Source organism: Streptacidiphilus jeojiensis, from assembly GCF_042510965.1.
In the GTDB taxonomy this organism is placed as follows: domain Bacteria; phylum Actinomycetota; class Actinomycetes; order Streptomycetales; family Streptomycetaceae; genus Streptacidiphilus; species Streptacidiphilus jeojiensis.
The window spans coordinates 280,471-304,322 of record NZ_JBEUKS010000011.1; the positions used below are offsets into that span (position 1 = coordinate 280,471).

Below are 23,852 nucleotides of genomic sequence, written 5' to 3' on the forward strand. Positions count from 1 at the left end.
GAATTGCGTCAACAGCCTCCAGGAGATCGCATGTCTATTTCCGTGTGCCGAAAACGGCATGTCGGATGACCGCCATATCGGTGCACGGACTGTCGAAGTCATTCGGCGGCGCAATGGCTCTCGACGGCGTCTCCTTCACGGTTCCCAGCGGTGAAGTCGTCGCTCTGGCAGGGGAGAACGGCGCCGGGAAGTCCACGGTCAAGAACATCATCGGGGGCACGCTGCGGCCTGACTCGGGCCGTGTCGACCTCGGGGACGCCGGGAATGTCGCGACGGTCCATCAGGAGACCAGCCTGTTCCCCGATCTGACGGTCGCCGAGAACATTATGATCGGCCGGCTCGGATCGTCCAGGGCCGGAACGGTCCGGCCGGCAGCCCTGTGCCGAAAGGTCTCCCCGCTGCTGCGGAGGGTCGGCGCCGGATTCGGTCCCGAAGCACTGGTGCGCGAACTCTCCGCGGGGCAGCGTCAACTCGTGGAGATAGCCAAGGCGCTCGCCCACGAACCGGGGTGCATTGTTTTCGACGAGCCGACCGCCTCGCTCAATCTCGACGAGCGTGAACTCATCATGCGGATCGTCGAGCAGTTGCGGGACGACGGGGTCGCCGTCCTCTACATCACCCATTACCTGGAGGAGATCTTCAGGCTCAGCGGACGCATCGTGGTCCTGCGCGACGGGCGACTGGTGGCCGACCGGCCGACCGACGAGTTCGACCGCTCCACCCTGGAAGCGCTCATGGTGGGACGTGAACTCGCCCAGGGCTATCCCGAACTCGCGGAACCGGGGCAGGAGACCGCACTGTCGGTGCACGGCCTCGGCGACGGTGCCCGGATCGACGGGGTGTGCTTCGAGGTGGCCGAGGGCGAGATCTTCGGCCTGGCCGGGCTGATGGGTTCCGGACGCACCGAGGTCGCCCGGGCGATCTTCGGGCTGGCCGGGAGGACCGGGCGGATCGAGGTGGGCGGTCGGCCGCTGCGGCGCGGCGACGTCCGCGCCTCCATCGCCGCCGGGATCGCCTTCGTCACCGAGGACCGGCGGAACGAGGGCCTGTTCCTGGAGCGGCCGATCCGCGAGAGCCTCTCGATCGTCGGCCTGGACTCGCTCACCCGACGGTTCGGAAGGCTGGACCACGCGGCCGAACGCCGGCTCACCCAGGACCTCGCGACCGCGGTGGGCCTGACGGCCCGCAGCGGACTGGAGGCCGGCGGCGGATCGCTGAGCGGCGGCAACCAGCAGAAGGTGGTGCTGGCCAAGTGGCTCGGCGGCAGACCCCGCCTGATCATCCTGGACGAGCCCACCCGTGGGATCGACGTCGGGGCCAAGGCCGAGATCTACCGGCTGCTGGCCGAGTTCGCCCGGGCCGGAACGGCGGTCCTGCTGATCAGTTCCGAGATGGAGGAGGTGCTCGGGCTCAGCCATCGCGTCGGTGTGATGCACGACGGCCGGTTGGCCGGAGTCCTCGACCGACCGCAGGCGACCCAGGAGGCCGTCATCCGCCTGGCCACCGGAGGCGTTCGATGAACCCCGCACGGGTGCGGTCCGCCTCCGCGTGGTGCGCGCGGGTGCTGCGCCGCCAACCGCTGCTGGCCGTCTGGCTGGTGCTGCTGCTGGCGCTGTCCGGGCTCTACGACGGGTTCGGCACGGTGGCGAACCTCCGCAACATCGCGGTCCAGGCCAGCCCGTTGACCATCGCCGCGGTCGGGGCGACCTTCGTGGTCCTGACCGGCGGGATCGACCTGTCCGTCGGATCGACGCTGTTCCTGACGGCCGCGATCGAGTCCAGCGGGACACTGGCCCCGGCCCCGGTCGGCGTGGTGTTCCTCGCCGTCGCCGGGGTCGGGGTGCTGCTGGGCGCGGTCAACGGTGCGGCGGTCGCGCTGACCAGGGTCCCCGCCCTCATCGTCACCCTCGCCACGATGCAGGTCTTCCGCGGCATCGGCGGGCACATCACCGGCCAGCAGAACATCGACCTCCCGGCGCAGTTGCGGGGCATCGGCACCGGCAGCCTGCTGGGCGTCCCGGCTCCGGTCCTGCTGGCCGCCGCGACGGCCCTGGGCGGAGTGCTGGTGTTCGGCCGGACCGTCTTCGGGCGGTACCTCCAGGCCGTCGGTTCCAACCGGGCGGCCGCATTGGACGCGGGACTGCCGGTCCGGACCGTGACGGTCGGGGCGTATGCGCTCGCGGGCCTGCTGGCGGCGCTCGCCTCGCTCACCCAGACGGCCCGGCTGGGCGCCGTGCAGCCGTCCATCGGCGAGGGATACGAACTCACCGTGATCACCGCGGTGGTGCTGGGCGGCACCAGCCTGTTCGGGGGGCGGGGCAGCATCACCGGCACCGTCCTCGGGGCCCTCGTCCTCACCACCGCCCAGACCGGGCTGGTCTTCTCCGGCGCCTCCCCCTACGTCTTCGACATCGTCCGCGGCGGCGTACTGCTGGCCGCGGTCGTCGCGGCCGGAATCCGATGGCGGACCCTGGCTCACGTCCTGCGGCCGACCACTGCGTCATAAGGAAAGGACATTCCCATGCACGCTCACAGTCTCGTCCGGTACACGGCCGCTGTCGCAGGGTCGGTGCTGCTGCTCGCCGGCTGCGGTTCGTCCACCGGGTCCACGACGGCGGCCGGCGGTTCCAGCGGCTCCGGCGGCTCCGGTGCGAAGGGCACCATCGGCGTGAGCTTCGACCTGCTCAACGCCATCCGCCAGGCCGAGAAGTCGGCGATCGAGAAGGCCGCGTCGTCGGCCGGGTACAAGGTGGTCTTCGACGTCGCGGACAGCGATCCGCAGAAGCAGTCCTCGCAGATCCAGGACCTGATCCAGACCCGCAGGGTCAGCGCGCTGATCGTGATCGCGCAGGACGGCCAGCAGATCGCCTCCTCGGTCAGCCTGGCCAAGGCGCACAAGGTCCCGTTCGTCGCCATCGACCGCGCCGTCGCCGACCAGAAGGACATCACCTTCCAGATCACCGGTGACCCGGTGGCCGACGGCAGGGCCTCCGCCGCGGAGTTCGTCGACGCGGCCAAGTCCAAGCCGCTGAAGGTGCTGGAGCTGGTGGGCGCGCTCACCGACCAGAACGCGATCGGCCGAAGAGACGGGTTCAACCAGGGGCTGAACGGTGTCGCCGACGCCACCGTGGTCAGCCAGGTCCCCACCGACTGGGACCCGACCCAGGCCCTGGACGGAGCCTCCAACGCACTGCAGAAGAACCCCGACATCAACGCGATCTTCATCCCCTCGGACTTCCTGCTGCCGTCCGTGCAGTCCGCGTTGAAGTCGGCCGGACGACTGGTCCCCGTCGGCGATCCCAAACACGTGTTCCTGGTGACCATCGACGGGGACCAGAACGGCTGCAAGGCCATGAAGGACAAGACCCTCGACGCCGACATCGCCACCCCGGTGGACGACTTCGGCCGGCAGGCGGTCTCGGCGATCGCCGCCGCGCAGGCCGGACACGCCGTCAGTCCCGCCTCGGTCCAGACCAAGGGGCTGACCCTCGATCAGGCCGGCTTCGCCGCCACCAGCGCACAGGTGTGGGGCTGTGCAGCCTGAATCCCTCCGCGGGGCGGGCGCTGCCGAGGCGGCCCCCGCCCCGCCCCCGGCCCCCTCCGGCAAGTCCGCGTCGTGGCTGCGTGATCCGGCCCGGCGCCCCGGCTGGCTGGCGGACCTGTCGATGCTGCCCGTGCTGGTCGTCCTGGTCGCGCTGCTGAGCGTGCTCACCGACGGGATGCTGACCTTCTCGAACATCACCAATGTGTTCAGCCAGTCCGCGGTCGTCGCCATCGCGGCGATCGGAGCCACCTTCGTCATCCTGACCGGCGGTATCGATCTGTCGACCGGCAGTGTGATCGGCGCCAGCGGGGTCACCGCGGCCTGGGTCATCACCGGTACCGGCAGCGTCCCGGCCGGCATCGCCGCGGGCCTGCTGGCCGGGACCGCGATCGGCGTGGTGGTCGGGATCGTCGTGGCCAAGCTGCCCGTGGTGCCGTTCGCGGTGACCCTCGCCGCGCTCTACGTCGTCAGCGGAGCCACCACGCTGCTCAGCCACGGCCGGACCATCGCTCCGGTCCCGACCGGGTTCGTCCAGTTCAGCATCGACGGTCCGGGCGGGATCCCGTACTCGGTGTGGCTGGCCGTGGTGCTGTACGCGGTCGCGCAGACCGTCCTGACCTGCACCGCTTGGGGACGGAGGGTGCTGCACGTCGGCGCCGACGTCGAGGTGGCGCGGATCAGCGGGGTCCCGGTCACCCGTACCCGGGCGAGCGTCTACGCCGTCGCGGGGCTGTTCTCGTCGATCGCCGGAATCGTGCTGACCTCCGGGCTGGCCGGCGCGGGCGCCAGCATGGGCAGCCCGCTGCTGCTGAACGTGGTGGGCGCCGTCGTGCTCGGCGGCACCAGCCTGTTCGGTGGTCGCGGCAGCCTGCTCCGCACGGCTGTCGGCGTGCTGTTCCTGGGATTCCTCGCCAATGGAATGAGCCTGCTCGGTCTCGCCTCCTACGACCAGCAGATCGTCACCGGGGCCGTGATATTCCTCGCCGCTTCGGCCGACGGGATCGGACGGCTCGTCAGGCGCAGGTCCTGAAATCCGGGCGGCAATTCGTCCAGCGGATCGGCAGGTCCCGGAAGTCGCGATCGACGCCCTCCGGCGGCGCCGATACGGTTTGTTTCCATGAGATTAACCGCATGCAATTCGCGTGCCGAACGGAAAGGAATTCCATGCCGCGTCCTGCCCCGAACCACCGCTTACGCCGCGTGCTGGCGTGGCTGCTGGCCTCCCTCGTCCCGATGCTGCTGGCGCCGGTCATGACCCTGACCGCCGCGTCGCCGGCCGCCGCCGCCACCCTGGACCCGAGCCAGTTCAAGGGCGTGCACTGGTCCCGCCTGGGGGACAACTTCACCTCCGACCGGCTGGTCCTGCAGGGGCTGTCGGCGAGCGACGACTACAACACCACCCGGAGCAAGGCCGACGCCATGTTCGCTGCGTTCCAGAGCGACCTGGGCGCCAACACCGTGCGGCTGCCGATCAACCCCGCCACCACGGCCTGGACCTCCTACCAGGGCGTCATCGACGCCGCGACGGCCAGGGGCTTCAAGGTCATCCTCTGCTACTGGGTGGAGGACGGCAGCAACAAGGTGGTGGACAGCTACCTGAACACCTGGAACCAGATGTGGGACACCCTCACCGCCAGGTACCGCGGCAATCCGCAGATCTACTTCGACCCGATCAACGAGCCGGTCGGCTTCACCACCCCGCAGTGGCTGGACTTCGCGGCCAACTGGATCGCCCGGGAGACCGCCAACGGCTTCCCCAGGGAGCGGATGTTCATCGAGGGAGCCCAGGCCGACAGCGGTGGTTGGGGCAGCGACCTCAGGCCACTGTGCAACGACTCCCGCTTCGACGGCGTCTACCTGGCGATGCACCGCTACGCGTTCCCCTACGGGGCGCGGACCTACGACCAGTGGGTCAGTGACATCACCACCTACATGGGCAACTGCTCGAACCGCACCGTCATCGAGGAGTTCGGGGCCGACGCCGACAACGGCATCGACTACTCGGCGACGCCCAGCGCCACCACACCCAAGGAAGTCGCCTTCCTGGCCGCCATCACCGACGTCATGCGCACCTACCACCTGGGCGCGATCTGGTGCCACGGCATCGGCGGCCGGACCACCAGCCCGGACCACGACTCGCTGAACATCCTGCGGCTCTACAGCGGGTTCGCCGGAGGCACCCAGAACCTGCCGCTGTGGACCCCCAACCCCACCGCCGTCGCCCGGCTCGAGTACGCCTGGGGCGGATCCGGCTCCAACACCAGCCAACTGCTCAACCCCTGGTACAACCAGTGCCTGGACATCCCGGGGATCTCCCACGCCAACGACGTCCAACTGCAGGTCTGGGGCTGCCTGCACGGCGACAACCAGGAGTGGACCAGGAACGCGAACAACACCATCACCGTCTACGGCGGAACGAAGTGCCTGGACGCCTACGGCTTCGGCAAGGCCAACGGCACCAAGGTGGTCTCCCACGACTGCCTGGGCAACACCAACCAGAAGTGGCTGTTCTTCTCCGACGGGACCATCCGCGGCGTCGACTCGCAGCTCTGCCTCGACGCCGACCTCTACAGCACCACCAACGTCCAACTGTGGTCGTGCGGCAACGGCACCAACCAGAAGTGGCAGCAGGCACTCTGACGCCCAGTGACACCACGGGGGTCGGCCGCAGCAGCCGCGGCCGACCCCCGTACGCCCGCGGGCCCGCAGGCTCAGTGAGCGGCCGCGAAGGTCTGGCGCTGGCGTCCCAGGCCGTCGATCTCGAGCTCGACGACGTCGCCGGGCCGCAGGTACGGCAGCTCGGGGCTGCCCAGCGCGACGCCCGCGGGGGTGCCGGTGTTGATGACGTCGCCGGGGTTGAGCACCATGAACTGGCTGAGGTACCAGACCAGGTGGGCCACGTCGAAGATCATGTCCGCGGTCGTGCCGTCCTGGCACAGCCGTCCGTTGACCCGCAGCCGCAGGCCCAGCCGCTGCGGGTCGGGGACCTCGTCGGCGGTGAGGATCCACGGGCCGAGCGGGTTGAAAGTCTCGCAGTTCTTGCCCTTGTCCCACTGGCCGCCGCGCTCCAGCTGGAACTCGCGCTCGCTGACGTCGTTGCTGATGGTGTACCCGGCGACATGGGCCAGGGCGGACTCGGGGCCGTCCAGGTAGCGGGCCCTGGACCCGATCACGACGGCGAGTTCCACCTCCCAGTCGGTCCGCTGCGATCCGCCCGGGATCAGCACCTCGTCGTCGGGGCCGACGACGGTGTCGGGCGCCTTGAGGAAGACGATCGGCTCGGTCGGCGGGGTGGCCCCGGTCTCCTGGGCGTGGTCCCGGTAGTTGAGCCCGATGCACACGATCTTCCCCACCTGCGCCAGCGGCGGCCCGAACCGCTCCAGGTGCGTGACGACCGGCAGCGACTCCAGGCCCAGCTCGGCCTCGGACCTCGACAGCAGATCCGCCGTCACGTCCCGGACCACCGGCGCGAGTTCGCGCCACTGTCCGTCGGCGCCGCAGACGATCGGTTTCTCCGCGCCGGGCCGGCCGTGCCGTGCGAATTTCATGCGCTCGCCATTCTCATAGTCGCTGTGGTCCCGCCACACTAGCCGCAGGAATTCGTCCCCCGACGACCTGTATTCTCTGTGCGGTATTCGATTCACGGGCTGACCAGCAACCATTCGCAGGACGGATGGCGCCGTTTCGTAAATCGCGCTTCATCAGGAACGGCCGGCCGACCTAGGGTGGCGTCCGTGACCACCTCTGAATTTCCGCCCCCTGGAATCGCCGTCCCTTTGGTGCCGTTGGAAGGCGTGGACGACGTGGGGCTCGCCCGGGAGCACATCGGGGCCGGGACGCCCGTGCAGGTCGAAACCGGCGTCGTCACCGCACTCGACGACGTCCCGGCGGGTCACAAGGTCGCGGTACGCGCCGTCGCCCGCGGCGGCCCGGTGCGCAAGTACGGCGAGGTCATCGGCATCGCACTGCACGACATCGCGCCCGGTTCCCACGTGCACCTGCACAACCTCGGAGTCGGCCCGCAGAGCCTCGGGCTGGCGCCGGCCGCCGGACCGGCCGTGTGGAGTCCGCCGGCCGCCCCGACCCGGGACCACTTCCTCGGCTACCGCAGGCCCGACGGCAGGGCCGCGACCCGCAACTACCTCGCGGTGCTGCCGACGGTGAACTGCTCCTCGACGGTCGCCCGGATGATCGCCCAGGCCGCCGGCGCACAGATCAACGCGGAGGGCCTGGACGGCGTCATCGCCCTCACCCACGATCTGGGCTGCGGCATGGCCGAGGGCACCCGGGGGGACGACATCCTGCGCCGCACCCTGCGCGGCTACGCCCAGCACGCCAACCTGGCCGGGGTGGTGGTGGTCAGCCTCGGCTGCGAGGTCAACCAGCCGGACCACGTCCTGGGCGCGGGACCGGCCGTGGAGACCCTCTCCATCCAGGACCTCGGCGGAACGGCCGCCACCGTCAACGCTGCGCTCGACACGCTCAGGACCATGGCGGCGGGCCTGGCCGGGCTGCGGCGCGAACCCATCCCCGTCGGCGAGTTGACGCTGGGGCTGCAGTGCGGCGGCAGTGACGCCTACTCCGGTCTGACGGCCAATCCGACGCTCGGCGTCGCCGCCGACCTGCTGGTGGCCGCGGGCGGCAAGGTCGTCCTCGGCGAGACCCCCGAGATCTACGGCGCCGAGCACATGCTGCGCGCCAGGGCCGCCGCACCCGAGGTCGGCCGCCGGATCGACGACCTGATCGCCTGGTGGCAGGCCTACACCGCGCGCAACGACGCGGACCTGGACAACAACCCGTCCAAGGGCAACCGGGACGGCGGCATCACCACCATCTGGGAGAAGTCGCTGGGCGCCGTGCTCAAGGGCGGCACCAGCCCGCTGAACGACGTCGTCGGCTACGCCGACCCGGTCACCGCCGCCGGGCTGACCTTCATGGACACCCCCGGCTACGACCCGGTCTCGGCGACAGGCATGGTCGCCGGCGGCGCCAACCTGCTGGCGTTCACCACCGGCCGGGGATCGGTCTTCGGATCCCGCCCCACGCCCTGCCTCAAGATCAGCACCACCACCCGGCTGTTCGACCACATGCGCGCCGACATGGACTTCGACGCCGGCCCGGCGATGTCCCGGGACGAGCAGATCCGGCACGGGATCCGACTCTTCGAGGCGCTGGTGGACCTGGCCTCGGGCACGCCCAGCAAGTCCGAGGCGCTCGGGTTCGGCGCCGAGGAGATCGTGCCGTGGCGGATGGGGGCCGTCGTATGAGGCCGCCGCACAGCCCTGTTCCATCCGGCCCTGTTCCGTCCCGTCCGAGAGGTCACCGTATGAGATTCAGCGACAAGGTCGCCGTCGTCACCGGCGCCGACTCCGGCATCGGCCGCGCGACCGCGGTCCGGCTGCTGGACGAGGGCGCCACCGTGGTGGCGGTCGACGTCCGGCACACCCGGCCCTGGGACGGGTCGGCGGACGACCGGCTGCACCGACTCGCCCTGGACGTCGCCGAACCGGACGCCGGCGAGCGGATCGAGGAGTACCTGCGAGGGCGGTTCGACACGGTCGACGTGCTGGCCAACGTGGCCGGGATCCTGCACATCGCGCCCTTCACCGAGGTGACCCGGGCCGACTGGGACCGCGTCGTCGCGGTGAACCTGACCGGCGTCTTCTTCCTCTGCCAGGCGGTCGCCCGGATCATGGTCGACCACGCCACCCCGGGACGCATCGTCAACGTCTCCTCGGTCCACGCGGTCGTCTCCGAACCGAACGCCGCGCCGTACACCGCGACCAAGGGCGGTATCGAAGCCATGACCCGCACCATCGCCTCCGAACTGGCGCCGCACGGCATCACCGCGAACTGCGTCCGGCCCGGCGCCACCCGGACCTCGATGAGCGAGCCGATCTACACCCCCGAAGTAGTCGGATCGCTGCGGGCCAGGATCCCGTTGGGAAGGATCGCGCCGCCCGAGTGGGTGGCCTCCGCCATCGCCTACCTCGCCTCCGACGACGCCTGCTACACCACCGGGGCCTGCCTGGACGTCGACGGCGGATACGCCATGGACGGATCGCTGCCCGGGGCGGTGTACGCATGAGCGCGGTCGCGGTGGTGACCGGCGCGGCCTCCGGCATCGGCCGGGCCACCGCCCTGCGCCTGGCCGGGGAGGGCTTCGAGATCGCGATGATGGACCTCGACCCCGCGGGGCTGGCCGAGACCGGCGTGCTGATCGAGGCGGCCGGCGGCCTGGCCCGTCCCTTCGTGGTCGACCTGTGCGACCCGCTGGCCGTCGGCTCGGTCACCCGGGAGATCGCGGTCACCGTCGGTGCCCCGCAGGTGCTGGTGAACGTCGCCGGGATCGGTCTGGCCGCGACGGTGCTGGAGACCAGCGACGCCGACTGGAACCGCGTCCTGGCAGTCAACCTGACCGGGCCGTTCCTCACCATCCGGGCGACCCTGCCGCTGATGCTCGACCGCGGCAGCGGCGTCATCGTCAACATCGCCTCGGTCGGCGGCCAGGTCGGGATCGCCGGCCGCGCGGCCTACTGCGCGTCCAAGGCCGGGCTGGTCGGCCTCACCCGGGCGGTCGCGGTGGACCACGCCGGTGCGGGGATCCGCTGCGTCGCGGTCTGCCCCGGAACCGTGGAGACCGAGTGGATCGGGAAGATCCTGGCGAACTCGCCCGATCCGGCCGCGGCCCGTGCGGCGATGGCGGCACGGCAACTCGACGGGCGGATGGGGACCCCGCAGGAGGTCGCGGCCCTGGTCGCCTTCCTGGCCGGACCCGAGGGCCGCTTCGTCAACGGGGCCGCACTGGTCGTCGACGGCGGGATGACGGCGGTATGAGAACCCTCACCGGCGACCGGGCGCTGGCCGCCGATCTCGGCAGGATCGTGGGCCCGGGCCATGTGGAGGTCCGTCCGGCGGCCCTGGTGCCCTACCGGACCGACGCCACCTTCGGCTTCAGCGGCCTCCCCACCGCCGTCGTCAGGCCGGGTTCGACACGGGAGGTGTCGCAGATCCTGGCCTGGGCGAGCGCGCACTCCGTCCCGGTCGTCCCGCGCGGCGCCGGGAGCAGCCTCGCCGCGGGCGCCGTACCGGTCCGGGGCGGGATCGTGCTGGCGCTGACCCGGATGAACCGCATCCTGGCCGTCGACCCGGTCGACCTGATCGCCGTGGTGGAACCGGGAGTCAGCACCTCCGACCTGGCGGCGGCGGTGCAGGAGCACGGACTGCACTACCCTCCCGACCCCGGCAGCCGGCGGGTGTCCACCCTCGGCGGGAACGTGGCCACCAACGCCGGGGGGCTGCACGGCCTCAAGTACGGCAACACCGGCGGCTACGTACTGGGCGTCCAGGCGGTGCTCCCGGACGGGGAGACCATCCGGGCGGGCGGCCGCCTGCTCAAGGACGTCGCCGGCTACGACCTGGTCCGCCTGCTCACCGGATCGGAGGGGACCCTCGCGGTCCTGACCGAGCTGACGCTCGCGCTGCGGCCCGCACCCGCGGCGAGCGCCACCGGGCTGGCCTACTTCCCCGACCTGGAGTCGGCGAGCGACGCGGTACGGGGGGTGATCGCGGCCGGGATCCTGCCGGCGACCCTGGAGTTCCTGGACCGGCGGTGCATCCGCGCCGTCGAGGAGTACGCCCGGCTCGGCCTGGACGTCACGGCGGGAGCCCTGCTGCTGTTCGGCGACGACGGCAGCCCGCAGGAGGTGGACCGCACGCTGCGGGAGATGGCGGCGGTCATGCCCGAGCACGGGGCCACCTCGGTACAACTGGCCACCGCGGCCGCCGAGTCCGAGGCACTGCTGGCCGCGCGGCGGTGCGCGCTACCGGCGCTGGCCCGGCAGGGCGGGGCGACCATGCTGGAGGACGTCGGAGTGCCACGCTCCCGCCTGCCCGAACTGGTCCGCCGGATCGACGCCGTCGCCGAGGCCCATCGGGTGACCATCGCGACCTTCGGCCACGCCGGGGACGGCAACACCCATCCGACCGCCTGCTTCGACCCGGCCGACCGCGCCGAACGCGAACGGGTGCACGCGGCCTTCGCCGAGGTGTTCCGGGCCGCGATCGACCTCGACGGCACCATCACCGGCGAGCACGGTGTCGGCGCAGCGAAGCTCGCCCACCTCCCGGCGCAGCTCGGAGCCGCCCAGACCGCGCTGCAGGCACGGATCAAGCGGGCCTTCGACCCGGCCGGGATCCTCAACCCGGGGAAGGCCGTCACCGCATGACCCATGTCTTTGACACCGATGACCTCTCCAGCTGCATAGCGTGCGGCTTCTGCCTGCCCTCCTGCCCGACCTACCGGCTGACCGGCGACGAGGCGTCCTCGCCGCGCGGGCGCATCGCCCTGATGCGTGCCGTCGAGGACGGGCAGATCGACCTGTTCGATCCGGCCGTCCTGGAACAGGGCTCGTTCTGCCTCGGCTGCCGTGCCTGCGAGCCGGTGTGCCCGGCCGGCGTCCCCTACGGAAGCCTGCTGGAGGACCTGCGTGACGCCCAGTGGCGCGGGCGCAGACGCCCGCTGCGGATCCGGCCGCTGCTCGCCTTCGCGGTGAGGCCCTGGCTGGTCCGGCTGGCGGGCCGGCTCCGACGGCACGCCGGGTTCACTGCCTCCGGGGCTGCCGGCTCGGGGACGGGGACCACCCTGATGCTCGGCTGCTTCGAGCGGGTGCTGTTCCCGGGTGTCAGCCGGGCCGCGGCGAGGACCCTCCCGGACGTCGCGGTGCCGTCGGACCAGGGCTGCTGCGGAGCGCTGCACGCCCACAACGGCGAACGGGAGCTCGGTGAGCGGATGGCCCGACGGCTCGCCGAACGCCCCGGCCGGATCGTCTCCACCGCGGGCGGCTGCAGCGCCCACCTCGCCGCCGTGGTCGGCCGGGACCGGGTGCTGGACTACTCCGAGGCGCTGCTCCAGGCCGGGCCGTTGCCGGCCCCGGTCCTCGTGCACGGCCGACCCGCCCGGATCGGCCTGCAGGACTCCTGCCACCTGCGCAACGGACTGGGCGTCAGCGAGCCGCCCCGGCGGGTGGTCCGTGCCCTCGGGGAGTACGTCGAGGTGCCGGGTGCGGCCGACTGCTGCGGCGCGGCAGGCAGCTATTCCCTGCTCAGACCGCACGACAGCGAGCAGGTTCTGGCCCCGAAGATGGCGGAACTGGTCAGGCTTGAACTAGATTTCCTGGTCGTGGTCAATCCGGGGTGCCAGCGTCAGCTGATCACGGCGGTGCGACGGGCGGGTCTGCGCACCCGGGTGCTGCACCTGGCCGAACTCGTCGAGCTGGCCCAGAAGGGATCGTCATGAGCGACGCATCGGTTGACCAGCCGGCCGAGGAGATCGTCGACGCCGCTCCGCGCGATCCCCGGGACGCCATGTCGCTGCAGACCGCCTGGCTGCGCAGTTTCCTCGCGGTGGCCGACAAGGGCGGGTTCGGCGCGGCCACCTTCGCGCTGCACCTGTCGCAGTCCCGGGTCAGCGCGCACATAGCGGCCCTGGAGCACAGCCTCGGGGTGACCCTGTTCGACCGCAAGGCGCGGCCCATCTGCACCACCGAGGCGGGTGAGCTGTTCCGCGGCCACGCCCTCAACGCCCTGCTGCAGTTGCAGCGAGGCGTCGAGGCGGCCCGCAGCACGCTGGACAACTGCGTCGCCCACATCAGGATCGGCAGCTATCCGAGCGTCAGCTCGACCTATCTGCCCTCCGTGCTGCTGGCGCTGACCTCGAAGCACCCCGGCATCACCATCGAGCTCCATGAGGGAACTGCCTCCACCTTGGAGGAGATGGTCGTCAGCGGGGCCGTCGACCTGGCGTTCCGTCCGCTGCTCCCGAAGATGCACGAGACCACGCTCTGCCACCGGACCATCTGGCGCGAGGACATCGTCGCCGTGCTGCGCGAGCAGGACCCCTTCACCAGGAAGGCCTCGCTCGGCGTCGCCGACATCCTGGAGCGGCCGCTGATCGGCAACCCGGCCGGGAGCGAGGAGGAGGGCGGTGGCTTCGACCTCCGCAACTCCCTGGGCGAGGATGCGGCACGGGCCGACATCGCCTACCTCACCGACCAGCCGGCCACGCTCGTCGCCCTGGTCCGTTCGGCCTTCGGCATCGGCGTGGTGAACCGCCTGGCGCTGGAGACCACCAGCACCGAGGGCCTCACCACCCGCACCATCGACTCCCCGACCGCGCACCGGGAGGTCGCCCTGTTCTGGGCCAGGCGCCGCTCGGACAGCGCCGTCGTCAAGGCCTTCCTGGCCGCCCAGGAAGAGGCCCGGCTGCCCCCGGGGGTGCAGCCGATCAGCGACCGCTGAAGGCCGCCGCGGCTCACCCGGACACGACCTCGTGGTTGGAGGCTTCGGCGCGGCCGGTGCTGCTGCGGTAGAGCAGTGCGGTGACCAGCGCGCCGAGGGCGAAGATGCTCGCCGACCACCAGAACGCGGTTGTGTAGCTGTGCAGTTGGGCCCGGGCCAGGGTGTCGGGGGTGGGCCTGCGGCCGACCAGGTAGGCGGTGGCGGCGCTGGTGGCCAGGCTGTTGAGCAGCGCGGTGCCGATGGAGCCGCCGATCTGCTGCATGGTGTTGACGCTTGCCGAGGCGGCGCCGACCTCGTCGGGGGCGACGCGGGCGGTGGCCTGGTTCATGGCCGTCGGCATCACCTGCCCCAGGCCCAGGCCGAGCACGATCAGCGCCGGCAGGACCTGCGAGGCGTAGGTGTCGGTCAGGCCGATGCGGGTGAGCCAGACCATGGCGCCGGCGGCCAGTGCCATGCCCAGCGGGACGGTGGTCCTGGCGCCGAACCTGGGCGCGGTCACATTGGTGGCCAGCTGGGCGGAGACCATCAGGCCCCCGACCATGGGCAGGAAGGCCAGCCCGGTGGTCACCGGGCTGTAGCGCAGCGTGACCTGCAGGTAGTAGGTGAGGAACAGGAACAGGCCGAACATGCCGGACGCAGCGATGATCACTGCGGACAGGGAGGCTCCGCGGTCGCGGTCCAGGACGATCCGCAGCGGAAGCAGCGGGTGGGCGGCCCGGGTCTGCCAGCGGCCGAACAGGGCGATCAGCAGCACTCCGGCGACCAGCCAGCCCCAGGTCATCGGCGCGGACCAGCCGTGGGTGTCGGCGTTGGAGAGGCCGTAGACCAGCGAGAACAGGCCGGAGGAGACCAGCAGGGTGCCGGGGATGTCGAGCTTGGCGCCGTCCCGCCGGCTGTTGCGCAGCAGGGCCAGACCGCCGGCGAAGGCGAGGGCGGCGAAGACCAGGTTGACGTAGAGGGTCCAGCGCCAGCTGAGGTGCTCGGTCAGCAATCCGCCGAGCAGCAGCCCGACGGCGCCGCCGGTGCCGGCGATGGCGCCGTAGACCCCGAAGGCCTTGGCCCGGTCCCGTCCGGCGGCGAAGGTCGTGTTCAGCAGCGCGAGTGCGGCCGGCGCCAGCAGTGCGCCGAAGGCGCCCTGCAGGGCCCTGGCGGTGATCAGCATGTCGAAGCCGGTGGCGGCTCCGGCCAGGGCGGAGGCCCCGGCAAAGCCCGCCACGCCGATCAGGAAGACGAGCTTGCGGCCGATCAGGTCGGCCAGCCGCCCGCCGAGCAGCAGCAGGCTGCCGAAGGCCAGCGCGTAGGCGGTGACCACCCACTGCCGGTTGCCGTTGGAGAAGCCCAGGTCGCGCTGGGCCGAGGGCAGCGCGATGTTCACGATGGTGCCGTCGAGCACCACCATCAGCTGGGCCAGGCCGACCACGGCCAGGATCCACCAGCGGTGGGGCGTCTGCGCCGCAGCCTGCGCGGCCTGTTCCGCCCGCGGGACGACGGCTTCCGGGGGCGAACTGGGGGAGGGGTTCGAGGTCATGGTCCGACCCTTCTCGTAGTAGCTGGCGGTGGGCCGGGGGCCCGGCGGGCGCCGGCAAGAATTCAACACCCATTGAATTGGGTAGCATTATTCTGCGCCTGTTGAATTTCGGCTGTCAATCACCAGCCGTACGAGGAGGAACCGTGACCGCCACACCCCGCCGGGCCGGACGGCGTCCGGGGACGAGCCAGACCCGGCAGCTCATCCTCGACACAGCCCGCCGGCACTTCGCCGAACTGGGTTACGACCGCACCACGCTGCGCGGTATCGCGACTGCCGCCGAGGTCGACGTCGCCCTGGTCTCGCACTTCTTCTCGGGGAAGCAGCGGCTGTTCGCGGAGGCCGCGGCGCTTCCCTACGACCCGGCCGTGGTCCTGTCCCGGCTGCTGGCCGGCCCGCGCGAGCAGATCGGGCGACGCCTGGCGGACCAGGTGCTCGACCTGATCGAGGCCCCCGCGAGCCGGGGGCGGCTGATCGCGCTGATCCGCGCGGCGGCCTCGGAGGAGGGGGCGGCCCAGCTGATCCGCGAACGCATCAACCGCGAACTCCTGGTCCCGCTGGCGGCCGGGCTCGGATCCCCGGACGCGCCGCTGCGCGCCGCACTCACCGGATCGCAGGTCGTCGGCCTGGTCATGGCCCGGCACATCGTCGGCATCGACCCGCTGCCGGGGACGGGCCGCGAACAGCTCGCCGCCGCCGTCGCGCCGACCCTCCAGCGCTACCTCACCGGCCCCCTCGACGACGTGTGACGGCTCCGGACAGTTCGATGCCCTGTCGGTCCAGGGCGCTAGGGTCTTGAGTGTCCTGGCTGATCCGTCCGCAGCTGAGCCGTTCGCAGGGGAGTACTCGCAATGTCACTGCCTGGTGTGCACCGGTCAGCCCCGGTGCACCTGGTTGGGGGATCCTGATGGCTGACCCGTCCACGTACCGTCCGGCACCCGGGCAGATCCCGACGTCCCCCGGGGTCTACAAGTTCCGCGACGCCAACTCCCGGGTGATCTACGTCGGCAAGGCGAAGAGCCTGCGCCCCCGGCTGTCCTCCTACTTCCAGGACCTGGCCAACCTCCATCCGCGCACCCGGCAGATGGTGACCACGGCCGCCTCGGTGGAGTGGACCGTGGTCGGGACCGAGGTCGAGGCGCTGCAGCTGGAGTACAGCTGGATCAAGGAGTTCGACCCGCGCTTCAACGTCAAGTACCGCGACGACAAGAGCTATCCCTCGCTCGCGGTGACGCTGAACGAGGAGTTCCCCCGGGTGCAGGTGATGCGCGGCCCGAAGAAGCGCGGGGTGCGCTACTTCGGCCCCTACGGGCACGCCTGGGCGATCCGGGAGACGGTGGACCTGCTGCTCCGGGTGTTCCCGGTGCGGACCTGCTCCGCCGGGGTGTTCAAGCGCGCCGAGCAGGTCGGCCGGCCCTGCCTGCTGGGCTACATCGGCAAGTGCTCGGCCCCCTGCGTCGGCCGGGTCACCCCGGAGCAGCACCGCGAACTCGCCGAGGAGTTCTGCGACTTCATGGCCGGCCGGACCGGAACCTACCTCCGCCGTCTCGAACGCGAGATGAAGGAGGCCGCCGCCGAGATGGAGTACGAGCGGGCCGGGCGGCTGCGCGACGACATCGAGGCGCTGAACCGCGCGATGGAGAAGAACGCCGTCGTGCTCGCCGACGGCACCGACGCCGACCTGCTGGCCATCGCCGAGGACGAGTTGGAGGCCGCGGTCCAGATCTTCCACGTCCGCGGCGGCCGGGTCAGGGGCCAGCGCGGCTGGGTCACCGACAAGGTCGAGAACGTCGACACCGCGGGGCTGGTCGAGCACGCCCTGCTGCAGCTGTACGGGGAGGAGACCGGCGAGGCCGTCCCGCGCGAGGTGCTGGTCCCGGCGCTGCCGCAGCCGGTGCAGCCGGTGGCGGTGTGGCTCGGCGAGCGCCGCGGCAGCGCGGTGGACCTGCGGGTGCCGCAGCGCGGCGACAAGCGCGAGCTGATGGTCACCGTGGAGCGCAACGCCGCCCAGGCGCTGGCGCTGCACAAGACCAAGCGCGCCGCCGACCTGACCACCCGCAGCGTCGCGCTCCAGGAGATCGCCGACGCCCTCGGTCTGGAGACCGCGCCGCTGCGGATCGAGTGCTACGACATCTCCCACCTCCAGGGGCAGGACGTGGTCGCATCGATGGTGGTGTTCGAGGACGGCCTGGCCCGCAAGAGCGAGTACCGCCGCTTCGCGATCAAGGGTTTCGAGGGCCAGGACGACGTCCGCTCGATGCACGAGGTGATCACCCGCCGGTTCCGGCACCAGGAGCAGCCGAGCGAGCGGGACGAGGAGACCGGCAAGCCGCGCCGCTTCGCCTACCCGCCGCAGCTGATCGTGGTCGACGGCGGCGAGCCGCAGGTCGCGGCGGCGCAGCGGGCGCTGACCGAGCTGGGGGTCACCGATGTGGCCCTGTGCGGCCTGGCCAAGCGGCTGGAGGAGGTCTGGCTGCCGGACGAGGACGACCCGGTGGTGCTGCCGCGCAGCAGCGAGGGCCTCTACCTGCTGCAGCGGGTGCGCGACGAGGCGCACCGCTTCGCCATCGCCTACCAGCGCCAGAAGCGCGCCAAGCGGCTCACCGCGGGCGCCCTGGACTCGGTGCCGGGCCTCGGCGAGAGCCGGCGGCAGGCGCTGCTCAAGCACTTCGGCTCGCTGAAGCGGCTCAGGGCGGCGACAGTGGAGGAGATCTGCGAGGTTCCCGGGGTCGGCCGGCGGACGGCCGAGGCCGTGGTCGCGGCCCTGGCCGAGAGGCGTCCCACGGCCCCCGCGGTCAACACGGCGACCGGTGAGATCCTCGAAGAGCCCAGTGACCAGGTCACTCGTGCGAGTGAAAGCGGGAAGCCGCAGCCGACGCCGGGCGTTGACATCAGTGACGAGATGGACGAGATGTCCGAAACAGGGGAGCCCACGTGAGTAAGTCCGGCGGTGAGAACGTACCCGAGCTGGTGATCATCTCCGGTATGTCCGGGGCCGGCCGCAGTACGGCCGCGAAATGCCTGGAGGACCTCGGCTGGTTCGTCGTGGACAACCTGCCGCCGTCGCTGATACCGACCATGGTCGACCTCGGCGCGCGCTCGCAGGGCGCGGTGGCGCGTATAGGCGCTGTCGTGGACGTGCGCGGGCGCAGCTTCTTCGACGACCTGCTGGCCTCGCTGGAGGACCTGGAGCGGCGCGGCGTCCGGCTGCGGGTGCTGTTCCTGGAGGCCTCCGACGACGCCCTGGTGCGCCGGTTCGAGAGCGTGCGCCGCCCGCACCCGCTGCAGGGCGACGGACGCATCGTGGACGGCATCGAACAGGAGCGCACCCTGCTGCGCGACCTGCGCGGCGAGGCCGACCTGGTGATCGACACCTCCAGCCTCAACGTCCACGAGCTGCGCGCCAAGATGGACGCCCAGTTCTCCGACGACCAGGAGCCGCAGCTCCGGGCCACGGTGATGTCCTTCGGCTTCAAGTACGGCCTGCCGGTCGACGCCGACCTGGTGGTGGACTGCCGCTTCCTGCCCAATCCGCACTGGGTCCCGGAGCTGCGCCCGCGCACCGGCACGGACGAGGAGGTGGCCCGCTACGTCTTCGACCAGCCGGGCGCCAAGGAGTTCCTGGACCAGTACGCCGATCTCCTCAGGATCGTCACCGAGGGCTACCGCCGGGAAGGCAAGCGCTACATGACACTTGCCGTAGGCTGCACCGGAGGGAAGCACCGCAGCGTGGCGATGTCGGAACGGCTGGCGAAGCGGTTGATCGCCGACGGTCTGGAGACGGTGCTGGTGCACCGGGACATGGGGCGCGAGTAGCGGCGGACGGGACAGGGGCACGGGTGGCGTCACACATCGTTGCTGGACGGCAGCAGGCGCGACGCCGGGGCGCTCCGAGGATCACCGCGCTGGGCGGCGGGCAGGGCCTGTCGGCCTCGCTGCGCGCCCTGCGGCGGCTCACCGGGGACCTCACCGCGGTGGTCACCGTCGCCGACGACGGCGGCTCCAGCGGGCGGCTGCGCGCCGAGTTGGGTGTGCTGCCACCCGGTGACCTGCGCAAGGCGCTGGCCGCGCTGTGCGGTGACGACGACTGGGGCCGGACCTGGTCCGAGGTGATCCAGCACCGCTTCCAGAGCGACGGCGAACTGCACGGCCACGCGGTGGGGAACCTGCTGATCGTGGCGCTGTGGGAGAAGCTCGGGGACCCGGTCGAGGCGCTGGAGTACGTCGGCAGACTGCTCGGCGCGCACGGCCGGGTGCTGCCGATGTCCGCGGTGCCGCTGGACATCGAGGCCACCGTGCGCGGCCTCGACCCGGAGGACCCGGAGCTGCTCTCCACCGTCCGCGGTCAGGCCGAAGTCGCGGTCACCCCGGGCGAGGTGGAGTCGGTGCGGCTGCTGCCGCACGATCCGCCGGCGGTGCCGGAGGCGGTCGCCGCCGTGCGCGAGGCGGACTGGGTGGTGCTCGGCCCCGGCTCCTGGTTCACCAGTGTGCTGCCGCACCTGCTGGTCCCCGACCTGCGCGACGCCCTGGTGCAGACCCGGTCCCGCAAGGTGCTGGCGCTCAACCTGGTGGCGCAGCCGGGGGAGACCGAGGGCTTCTCGCCGCAGCGGCACCTGGAGGTGCTCGGGGCCCACGCCCCGGAGCTCACTGTGGACTTCGTGCTCGCCAACGCGGGTACGGTGGCCGATCCCGAGGCCCTGCGCAGTGCGGCCAAGCGTCTCGGCGCCGAACTGGTACTCGACAACGTCGCAGCCCCGGACGGCTCTTCCGGGCGACACGACCCGGAGCTTCTGGCCGCAGCGTACGACCGGATCTTCAGGATGCATGGAAGGATCGCGCCATGGCGATGACGGCAGCGGTGAAGGACGAAATCAGCCGGCTCCCCGTCACCCGGGCATGCTGCCGCAAGGCGGAGGTGTCGGCGATCCTGCGGTTCGCGGGTGGGCTGCACCTGGTGAGCGGACGCATCGTGATCGAGGCGGAGCTGGACACCGGCGTGGCGGCACGGCGGTTGCGCAAGGACCTGTTGGAGATCTTCGGACACTCCTCGGACCTGGTGGTGATGGCCCCCGGCGGTCTGCGACGCGGCAGCCGGTACGTGGTGCGGGTGGTGAAGGACGGCGACCTGCTGGCCCGGCAGACCGGGCTGGTGGACGGGCGCGGACGGCCGATCCGGGGTCTGCCCCCGGCGGTGGTCTCCGGCGCGACGTGCGACGCCGAGGCGGCCTGGCGCGGGGCCTTCCTGGCGCACGGCTCGCTCACCGAGCCCGGCAGGTCCTCCTCGCTGGAGATCACCTGCCCGGGGTCGGAGGCGGCGCTGGCCCTGGTCGGCGCGGCCCGGCGGCTGGGCATCCCGGCCAAGGCCCGTGAGGTGCGCGGAGTGGACCGGGTGGTGATCAGGGACGGCGACGCCATCGGCGCGCTGCTGACCCGGCTCGGCGCGCACGAGTCGGTGCTGGCCTGGGAGGAGCGGCGGATGCGCCGCGAGGTCCGGGCGACGGCCAACCGGCTGGCCAACTTCGACGACGCCAACCTGCGCCGCTCGGCGCGGGCCGCGGTGGCCGCCGGAGCGCGGGTGCAGCGGGCGCTGGAGATCCTCGGCGAGGAGGTCCCGGAGCACCTGGCCGCTGCTGGACGGCTGCGGATGGAGCACAAGCAGGCCTCGCTGGAGGAGCTGGGCTCGCTGGCGGACCCGCCGCTGACCAAGGACGCGGTGGCCGGGCGGATCCGGCGGCTGCTGGCGATGGCCGACAAGCGGGCGTCGGAGCTGGGACTGCCCAGCACCGAGCACAGCCTGTCCGAGGGCGACTCCTACGGCGGCGAGTCGTACGGCACGGACTCCTACGGCGGCGAGTCCTACCGCGGGGAGTCGTACGGCGCCCAGGAGCTGGCCTCGCACTGACCGCCCCGCCGCTGCGTACACCCGTTCGCGCGTGGTGAGCCGCTGCAATCCACGGAAATACCGGTGAAATCCCCGTGAAACCGGGGTGAATGCCGCCTCCGGACTCGTTGTCCGGGGGCGGCATTGGTGTGTCCGGCAGGTCTGATGTGCTCTCCGCCACTGGCGCGGGGTAGGGTTTTAAGCGGTCGGGGACATCCCATTCCAGCTCGTCGGCGTACAGCGCCGACGTACCAGCGAGGAGATCGGTTCGTGACGATCCGGGTAGGCATCAACGGGTTCGGCCGCATTGGTCGTAACTTCTTCCGTGCGGTTATCGCCCAGGGCGCGGACATCGAGATCGTCGGTGTCAACGACCTGACCGACACCAAGACCCTGGCGCACCTGCTCAAGTACGACTCGACCCTGGGCACCCTGCACGCCGAGGTGTCCCACAGCGACGACAGCATCACCGTCGACGGCAAGAGCTTCAAGGTCACCGCCGAGCGCGACCCCGCCGCCCTCAAGTGGGGCGAGCTGGGCGCCGACATCGTGATCGAGTCGACCGGCTTCTTCACCAAGGCCGAGCAGGCCAAGAAGCACCTGGTCGGTGGCGCGAAAAAGGTCCTGATCTCGGCTCCGGCCAGCGACGAGGACATCACCGTCGTCATGGGCGTCAACGACGACAAGCTCGACGTCGCCAAGCACACCATCATCTCCAACGCCTCCTGCACCACCAACTGCGTGGCGCCGATGGCCAAGGTCATCCACGAGGCCTTCGGCATCGTCAAGGGCATGATGACGACGGTGCACGCCTACACCAACGACCAGGTCACCCTGGACTTCCCGCACAAGGACCTGCGTCGCGCCCGCGCGGCGGCCCTGAGCATCATCCCGACCTCCACCGGTGCCGCCAAGGCCACCGCGCTGGTGCTGCCGGAGCTCAAGGGCAAGCTGGACGGCACCTCGCTGCGCGTCCCGGTCCCCACCGGCTCCATCACCGACCTGGTGGTGGACCTGGAGCGCGAGGTCACCAAGGACGAGGTCAACGCCGCCTTCCAGAAGGCGTCCGAGGGCTCGCTCAAGGGCTACCTGTACTACAACGAGGACCCGATCGTCTCCCGTGACATCGTCAACTCGCCGTTCTCCTGCATCTTCGACGCCCCGCTGACCATGGTCCAGGGCAACCAGGTGAAGATCTTCGGCTGGTACGACAACGAGTGGGGCTACTCCAACCGCCTCGTCAACCTGACCACCCTCGTCGGTGGCCAGCTCTGACGAGCGGCGCGGTAAGCGACTGATGCGAGCAGGACCCGGACGCCGAATGGTCCGGGTCCTGCTCGCGTCGGGCCGTCCCCCCTGTTGTCCCCCACCTCCCACAGGAGCGAACTGACGTGCAGACCATCGACGACCTCGACGTCGCGGGCAAGCGGGTATTCGTCCGTGCCGACCTCAATGTGCCGCTGTCCGGCACCGACATCACCGACGACGGCCGGATCCGCGCCGTCGCGCCGACCATCGCCAAGCTGGTCGCGGCCGGCGCCAAGGTGATCGTCGCCTCCCACCTGGGCCGTCCCAAGGGCGCGCCCGACCCCCAGTTCAGCCTGGCCCCGGTGGCCGTGCGGCTCGGCCAGATCCTGGGCCAGGACGTCGCCTTCGCCACCGACACCGTCGGCGACAGCGCCGCCGCGGTCGTGGCCGGCCTGGCCGACGGCCAGGTCGCGCTGCTGGAGAACCTGCGCTTCAACGCCGGCGAGACCAGCAAGGACGACGCCGAGCGCGGCGCCTTCGCGGACCAGCTGGCCGCTCTCGCCGACGTCTACGTGGGCGACGGCTTCGGCGCGGTGCACCGCAAGCACGCCTCGGTCTACGACCTCCCGGCCCGGCTGCCGCACGCGGTCGGCCTGCTGATCGCCACCGAGGTCGGTGTGCTCAAGCGGCTGACCGAGCAGGTCGAGCGCCCCTACGTGGTCGTCCTCGGCGGCTCCAAGGTCTCCGACAAACTCGGCGTGATCGATAACCTGCTGGGCAAGGCCGACCGGATCCTCATCGGCGGCGGCATGGCCTTCACCTTCCTCAAGGCGCAGGGCCACGACGTCGGCAGCAGCCTGCTGCAGGAGGACCAGATCCCGGTGGTCCTGGAGTACCTGGAGCGGGCGAAGCAGAACGGCGTGGAGTTCGTCCTGCCGGTCGACGTCGCGGTCTCCGCGACCTTCCCGGACCTGAAGACCAAGGCCCCGGTCGCCGACTTCGAGGTCGTCGCCGCCGACGCGATGCCGGCCGGCAAGATGGGCCTGGACCTCGGTCCGGCCACCGGCAAGCTGTTCGCTGAGAAGCTCGCCGACGCCGAGACGGTGTTCTGGAACGGCCCGATGGGCGTCTTCGAGCACCCCGACTTCGCCGAGGGCACCAAGGCCGTCGCCGCCGCGCTGGCCGACGGCGACGCCTTCTCGGTGGTCGGCGGCGGCGACTCGGCCGCGGCCGTCCGCATCCTGGGCTTCGACGAGAAGAAGTTCGGACACATCTCGACGGGTGGCGGCGCCAGCCTCGAATACCTGGAGGGCAAGACCCTCCCCGGCCTGGCCGCACTGGAGAACTGATCC

At 71.2% G+C, this 23,852-nt stretch carries 20 protein-coding genes; 18 read left to right on the forward strand and 2 right to left on the reverse strand.

Annotated features, from left to right (window positions below; genetic code table 11):
* Window positions 1–65: 65 nt before the first annotated feature.
* The 5 genes from ABUW04_RS28720 to ABUW04_RS28740 all read left to right on the forward strand — a co-directional run bounded on the left by ABUW04_RS28720 (window position 66) and on the right by ABUW04_RS28740 (window position 6,184).
* A complete protein-coding gene (locus tag ABUW04_RS28720) occupies window positions 66–1,520 on the forward strand; it encodes a sugar ABC transporter ATP-binding protein (protein ID WP_380567263.1) in 1,455 nt (484 codons plus the stop codon).
* The gene (locus ABUW04_RS28725) at window positions 1,517–2,506 is read left to right on the forward strand and encodes an ABC transporter permease (protein WP_380567265.1); all 990 of its coding nucleotides are present in this window, start codon (window positions 1,517–1,519) and stop codon (window positions 2,504–2,506) included. The genes ABUW04_RS28720 and ABUW04_RS28725 overlap by 4 nt, the downstream gene beginning before the upstream one ends.
* A 15-nt stretch (window positions 2,507–2,521) precedes the next feature.
* Window positions 2,522–3,544, forward strand: a complete 1,023-nt coding sequence (locus ABUW04_RS28730; protein WP_380567267.1) for a sugar ABC transporter substrate-binding protein — start codon at window positions 2,522–2,524, stop codon at window positions 3,542–3,544.
* Window positions 3,534–4,574, forward strand: coding sequence for an ABC transporter permease (locus tag ABUW04_RS28735; protein ID WP_380567269.1), 1,041 nt, complete (start codon window positions 3,534–3,536; stop codon window positions 4,572–4,574). The genes ABUW04_RS28730 and ABUW04_RS28735 overlap by 11 nt, the downstream gene beginning before the upstream one ends.
* Before the next feature lie 134 nt (window positions 4,575–4,708).
* The gene (locus ABUW04_RS28740; RefSeq protein ID WP_380567271.1) at window positions 4,709–6,184 is read left to right on the forward strand and encodes a ricin-type beta-trefoil lectin domain protein; all 1,476 of its coding nucleotides are present in this window, start codon (window positions 4,709–4,711) and stop codon (window positions 6,182–6,184) included.
* Between the two features lie 71 nt (window positions 6,185–6,255).
* Here the strand turns inward: ABUW04_RS28740 and ABUW04_RS28745 are convergent, their stop codons facing one another.
* Complete coding sequence (locus ABUW04_RS28745; RefSeq protein WP_380567274.1) at window positions 6,256–7,092, reverse strand: fumarylacetoacetate hydrolase family protein; 837 nt, start codon at window positions 7,090–7,092, stop codon at window positions 6,256–6,258.
* Between the two features lie 186 nt (window positions 7,093–7,278).
* On the opposite strand from ABUW04_RS28745, the gene ABUW04_RS28750 reads away from it, so the two are divergent.
* Genes ABUW04_RS28750 through ABUW04_RS28775 form a run of 6 tightly spaced genes read left to right on the forward strand, consistent with a single transcriptional unit; the run spans window position 7,279 to window position 13,843 of the window.
* Complete coding sequence (locus ABUW04_RS28750; RefSeq protein WP_380567276.1) at window positions 7,279–8,811, forward strand: UxaA family hydrolase; 1,533 nt, start codon at window positions 7,279–7,281, stop codon at window positions 8,809–8,811.
* A 59-nt stretch (window positions 8,812–8,870) separates the two neighbouring features.
* Window positions 8,871–9,632 (forward strand): SDR family NAD(P)-dependent oxidoreductase, encoded by a 762-nt coding sequence (locus tag ABUW04_RS28755; protein WP_380567278.1) that lies wholly within the window; start codon window positions 8,871–8,873, stop codon window positions 9,630–9,632.
* Window positions 9,629–10,381, forward strand: coding sequence for an SDR family NAD(P)-dependent oxidoreductase (locus ABUW04_RS28760; protein WP_380567280.1), 753 nt, complete (start codon window positions 9,629–9,631; stop codon window positions 10,379–10,381). The genes ABUW04_RS28755 and ABUW04_RS28760 overlap by 4 nt, the downstream gene beginning before the upstream one ends.
* The gene (locus ABUW04_RS28765) at window positions 10,378–11,772 is read left to right on the forward strand and encodes an FAD-binding oxidoreductase (protein ID WP_380567282.1); all 1,395 of its coding nucleotides are present in this window, start codon (window positions 10,378–10,380) and stop codon (window positions 11,770–11,772) included. Before ABUW04_RS28760 ends, ABUW04_RS28765 begins: the two co-directional genes overlap by 4 nt.
* Entirely contained in the window at window positions 11,769–12,842 is a 1,074-nt protein-coding gene (locus tag ABUW04_RS28770) for a (Fe-S)-binding protein (RefSeq protein ID WP_380567284.1), read from the forward strand. The genes ABUW04_RS28765 and ABUW04_RS28770 overlap by 4 nt, the downstream gene beginning before the upstream one ends.
* Entirely contained in the window at window positions 12,839–13,843 is a 1,005-nt protein-coding gene (locus tag ABUW04_RS28775) for a LysR family transcriptional regulator (protein WP_380567286.1), read from the forward strand. Before ABUW04_RS28770 ends, ABUW04_RS28775 begins: the two co-directional genes overlap by 4 nt.
* A 13-nt stretch (window positions 13,844–13,856) precedes the next feature.
* Here ABUW04_RS28775 and ABUW04_RS28780 read toward each other — a convergent pair whose 3' ends face one another.
* Window positions 13,857–15,371 carry an MFS transporter gene (locus tag ABUW04_RS28780; protein WP_380567288.1) on the reverse strand — a complete coding sequence of 505 codons (1,515 nt, stop codon included), beginning with the start codon at window positions 15,369–15,371 and terminating at the stop codon, window positions 13,857–13,859.
* A gap of 143 nt (window positions 15,372–15,514) precedes the next feature.
* Here ABUW04_RS28780 and ABUW04_RS28785 point away from each other — a divergent pair, with 143 nt between their 5' ends.
* The 7 genes from ABUW04_RS28785 (at window position 15,515) to ABUW04_RS28815 (ending at window position 23,849) form a co-directional block, all read left to right on the forward strand.
* Window positions 15,515–16,120 carry a TetR/AcrR family transcriptional regulator gene (locus tag ABUW04_RS28785; RefSeq protein WP_380567290.1) on the forward strand — a complete coding sequence of 202 codons (606 nt, stop codon included), beginning with the start codon at window positions 15,515–15,517 and terminating at the stop codon, window positions 16,118–16,120.
* 158 nt (window positions 16,121–16,278) lie between these two features.
* Window positions 16,279–18,309, forward strand: coding sequence for an excinuclease ABC subunit UvrC (uvrC, locus tag ABUW04_RS28790; protein ID WP_380567292.1), 2,031 nt, complete (start codon window positions 16,279–16,281; stop codon window positions 18,307–18,309).
* A gap of 47 nt (window positions 18,310–18,356) precedes the next feature.
* Entirely contained in the window at window positions 18,357–19,187 is an 831-nt protein-coding gene (gene rapZ / locus ABUW04_RS28795; protein ID WP_084717915.1) for an RNase adapter RapZ, read from the forward strand.
* Between the two features lie 23 nt (window positions 19,188–19,210).
* The gene (locus ABUW04_RS28800; protein WP_030258755.1) at window positions 19,211–20,221 is read left to right on the forward strand and encodes a gluconeogenesis factor YvcK family protein; all 1,011 of its coding nucleotides are present in this window, start codon (window positions 19,211–19,213) and stop codon (window positions 20,219–20,221) included.
* Window positions 20,212–21,273 carry a DNA-binding protein WhiA gene (gene whiA / locus ABUW04_RS28805; RefSeq protein ID WP_232242418.1) on the forward strand — a complete coding sequence of 354 codons (1,062 nt, stop codon included), beginning with the start codon at window positions 20,212–20,214 and terminating at the stop codon, window positions 21,271–21,273. The genes ABUW04_RS28800 and whiA overlap by 10 nt, the downstream gene beginning before the upstream one ends.
* A gap of 249 nt (window positions 21,274–21,522) precedes the next feature.
* On the forward strand, window positions 21,523–22,527 hold the full coding sequence (gap, locus tag ABUW04_RS28810; RefSeq protein WP_030258751.1) for a type I glyceraldehyde-3-phosphate dehydrogenase: 1,005 nt from the start codon (window positions 21,523–21,525) through the stop codon (window positions 22,525–22,527).
* A gap of 116 nt (window positions 22,528–22,643) precedes the next feature.
* Window positions 22,644–23,849: a phosphoglycerate kinase gene (locus ABUW04_RS28815; protein WP_380567294.1), complete on the forward strand. Its 1,206-nt coding sequence runs from the start codon at window positions 22,644–22,646 to the stop codon at window positions 23,847–23,849.
* The last annotated feature ends 3 nt before the right edge of the window (window positions 23,850–23,852 follow it).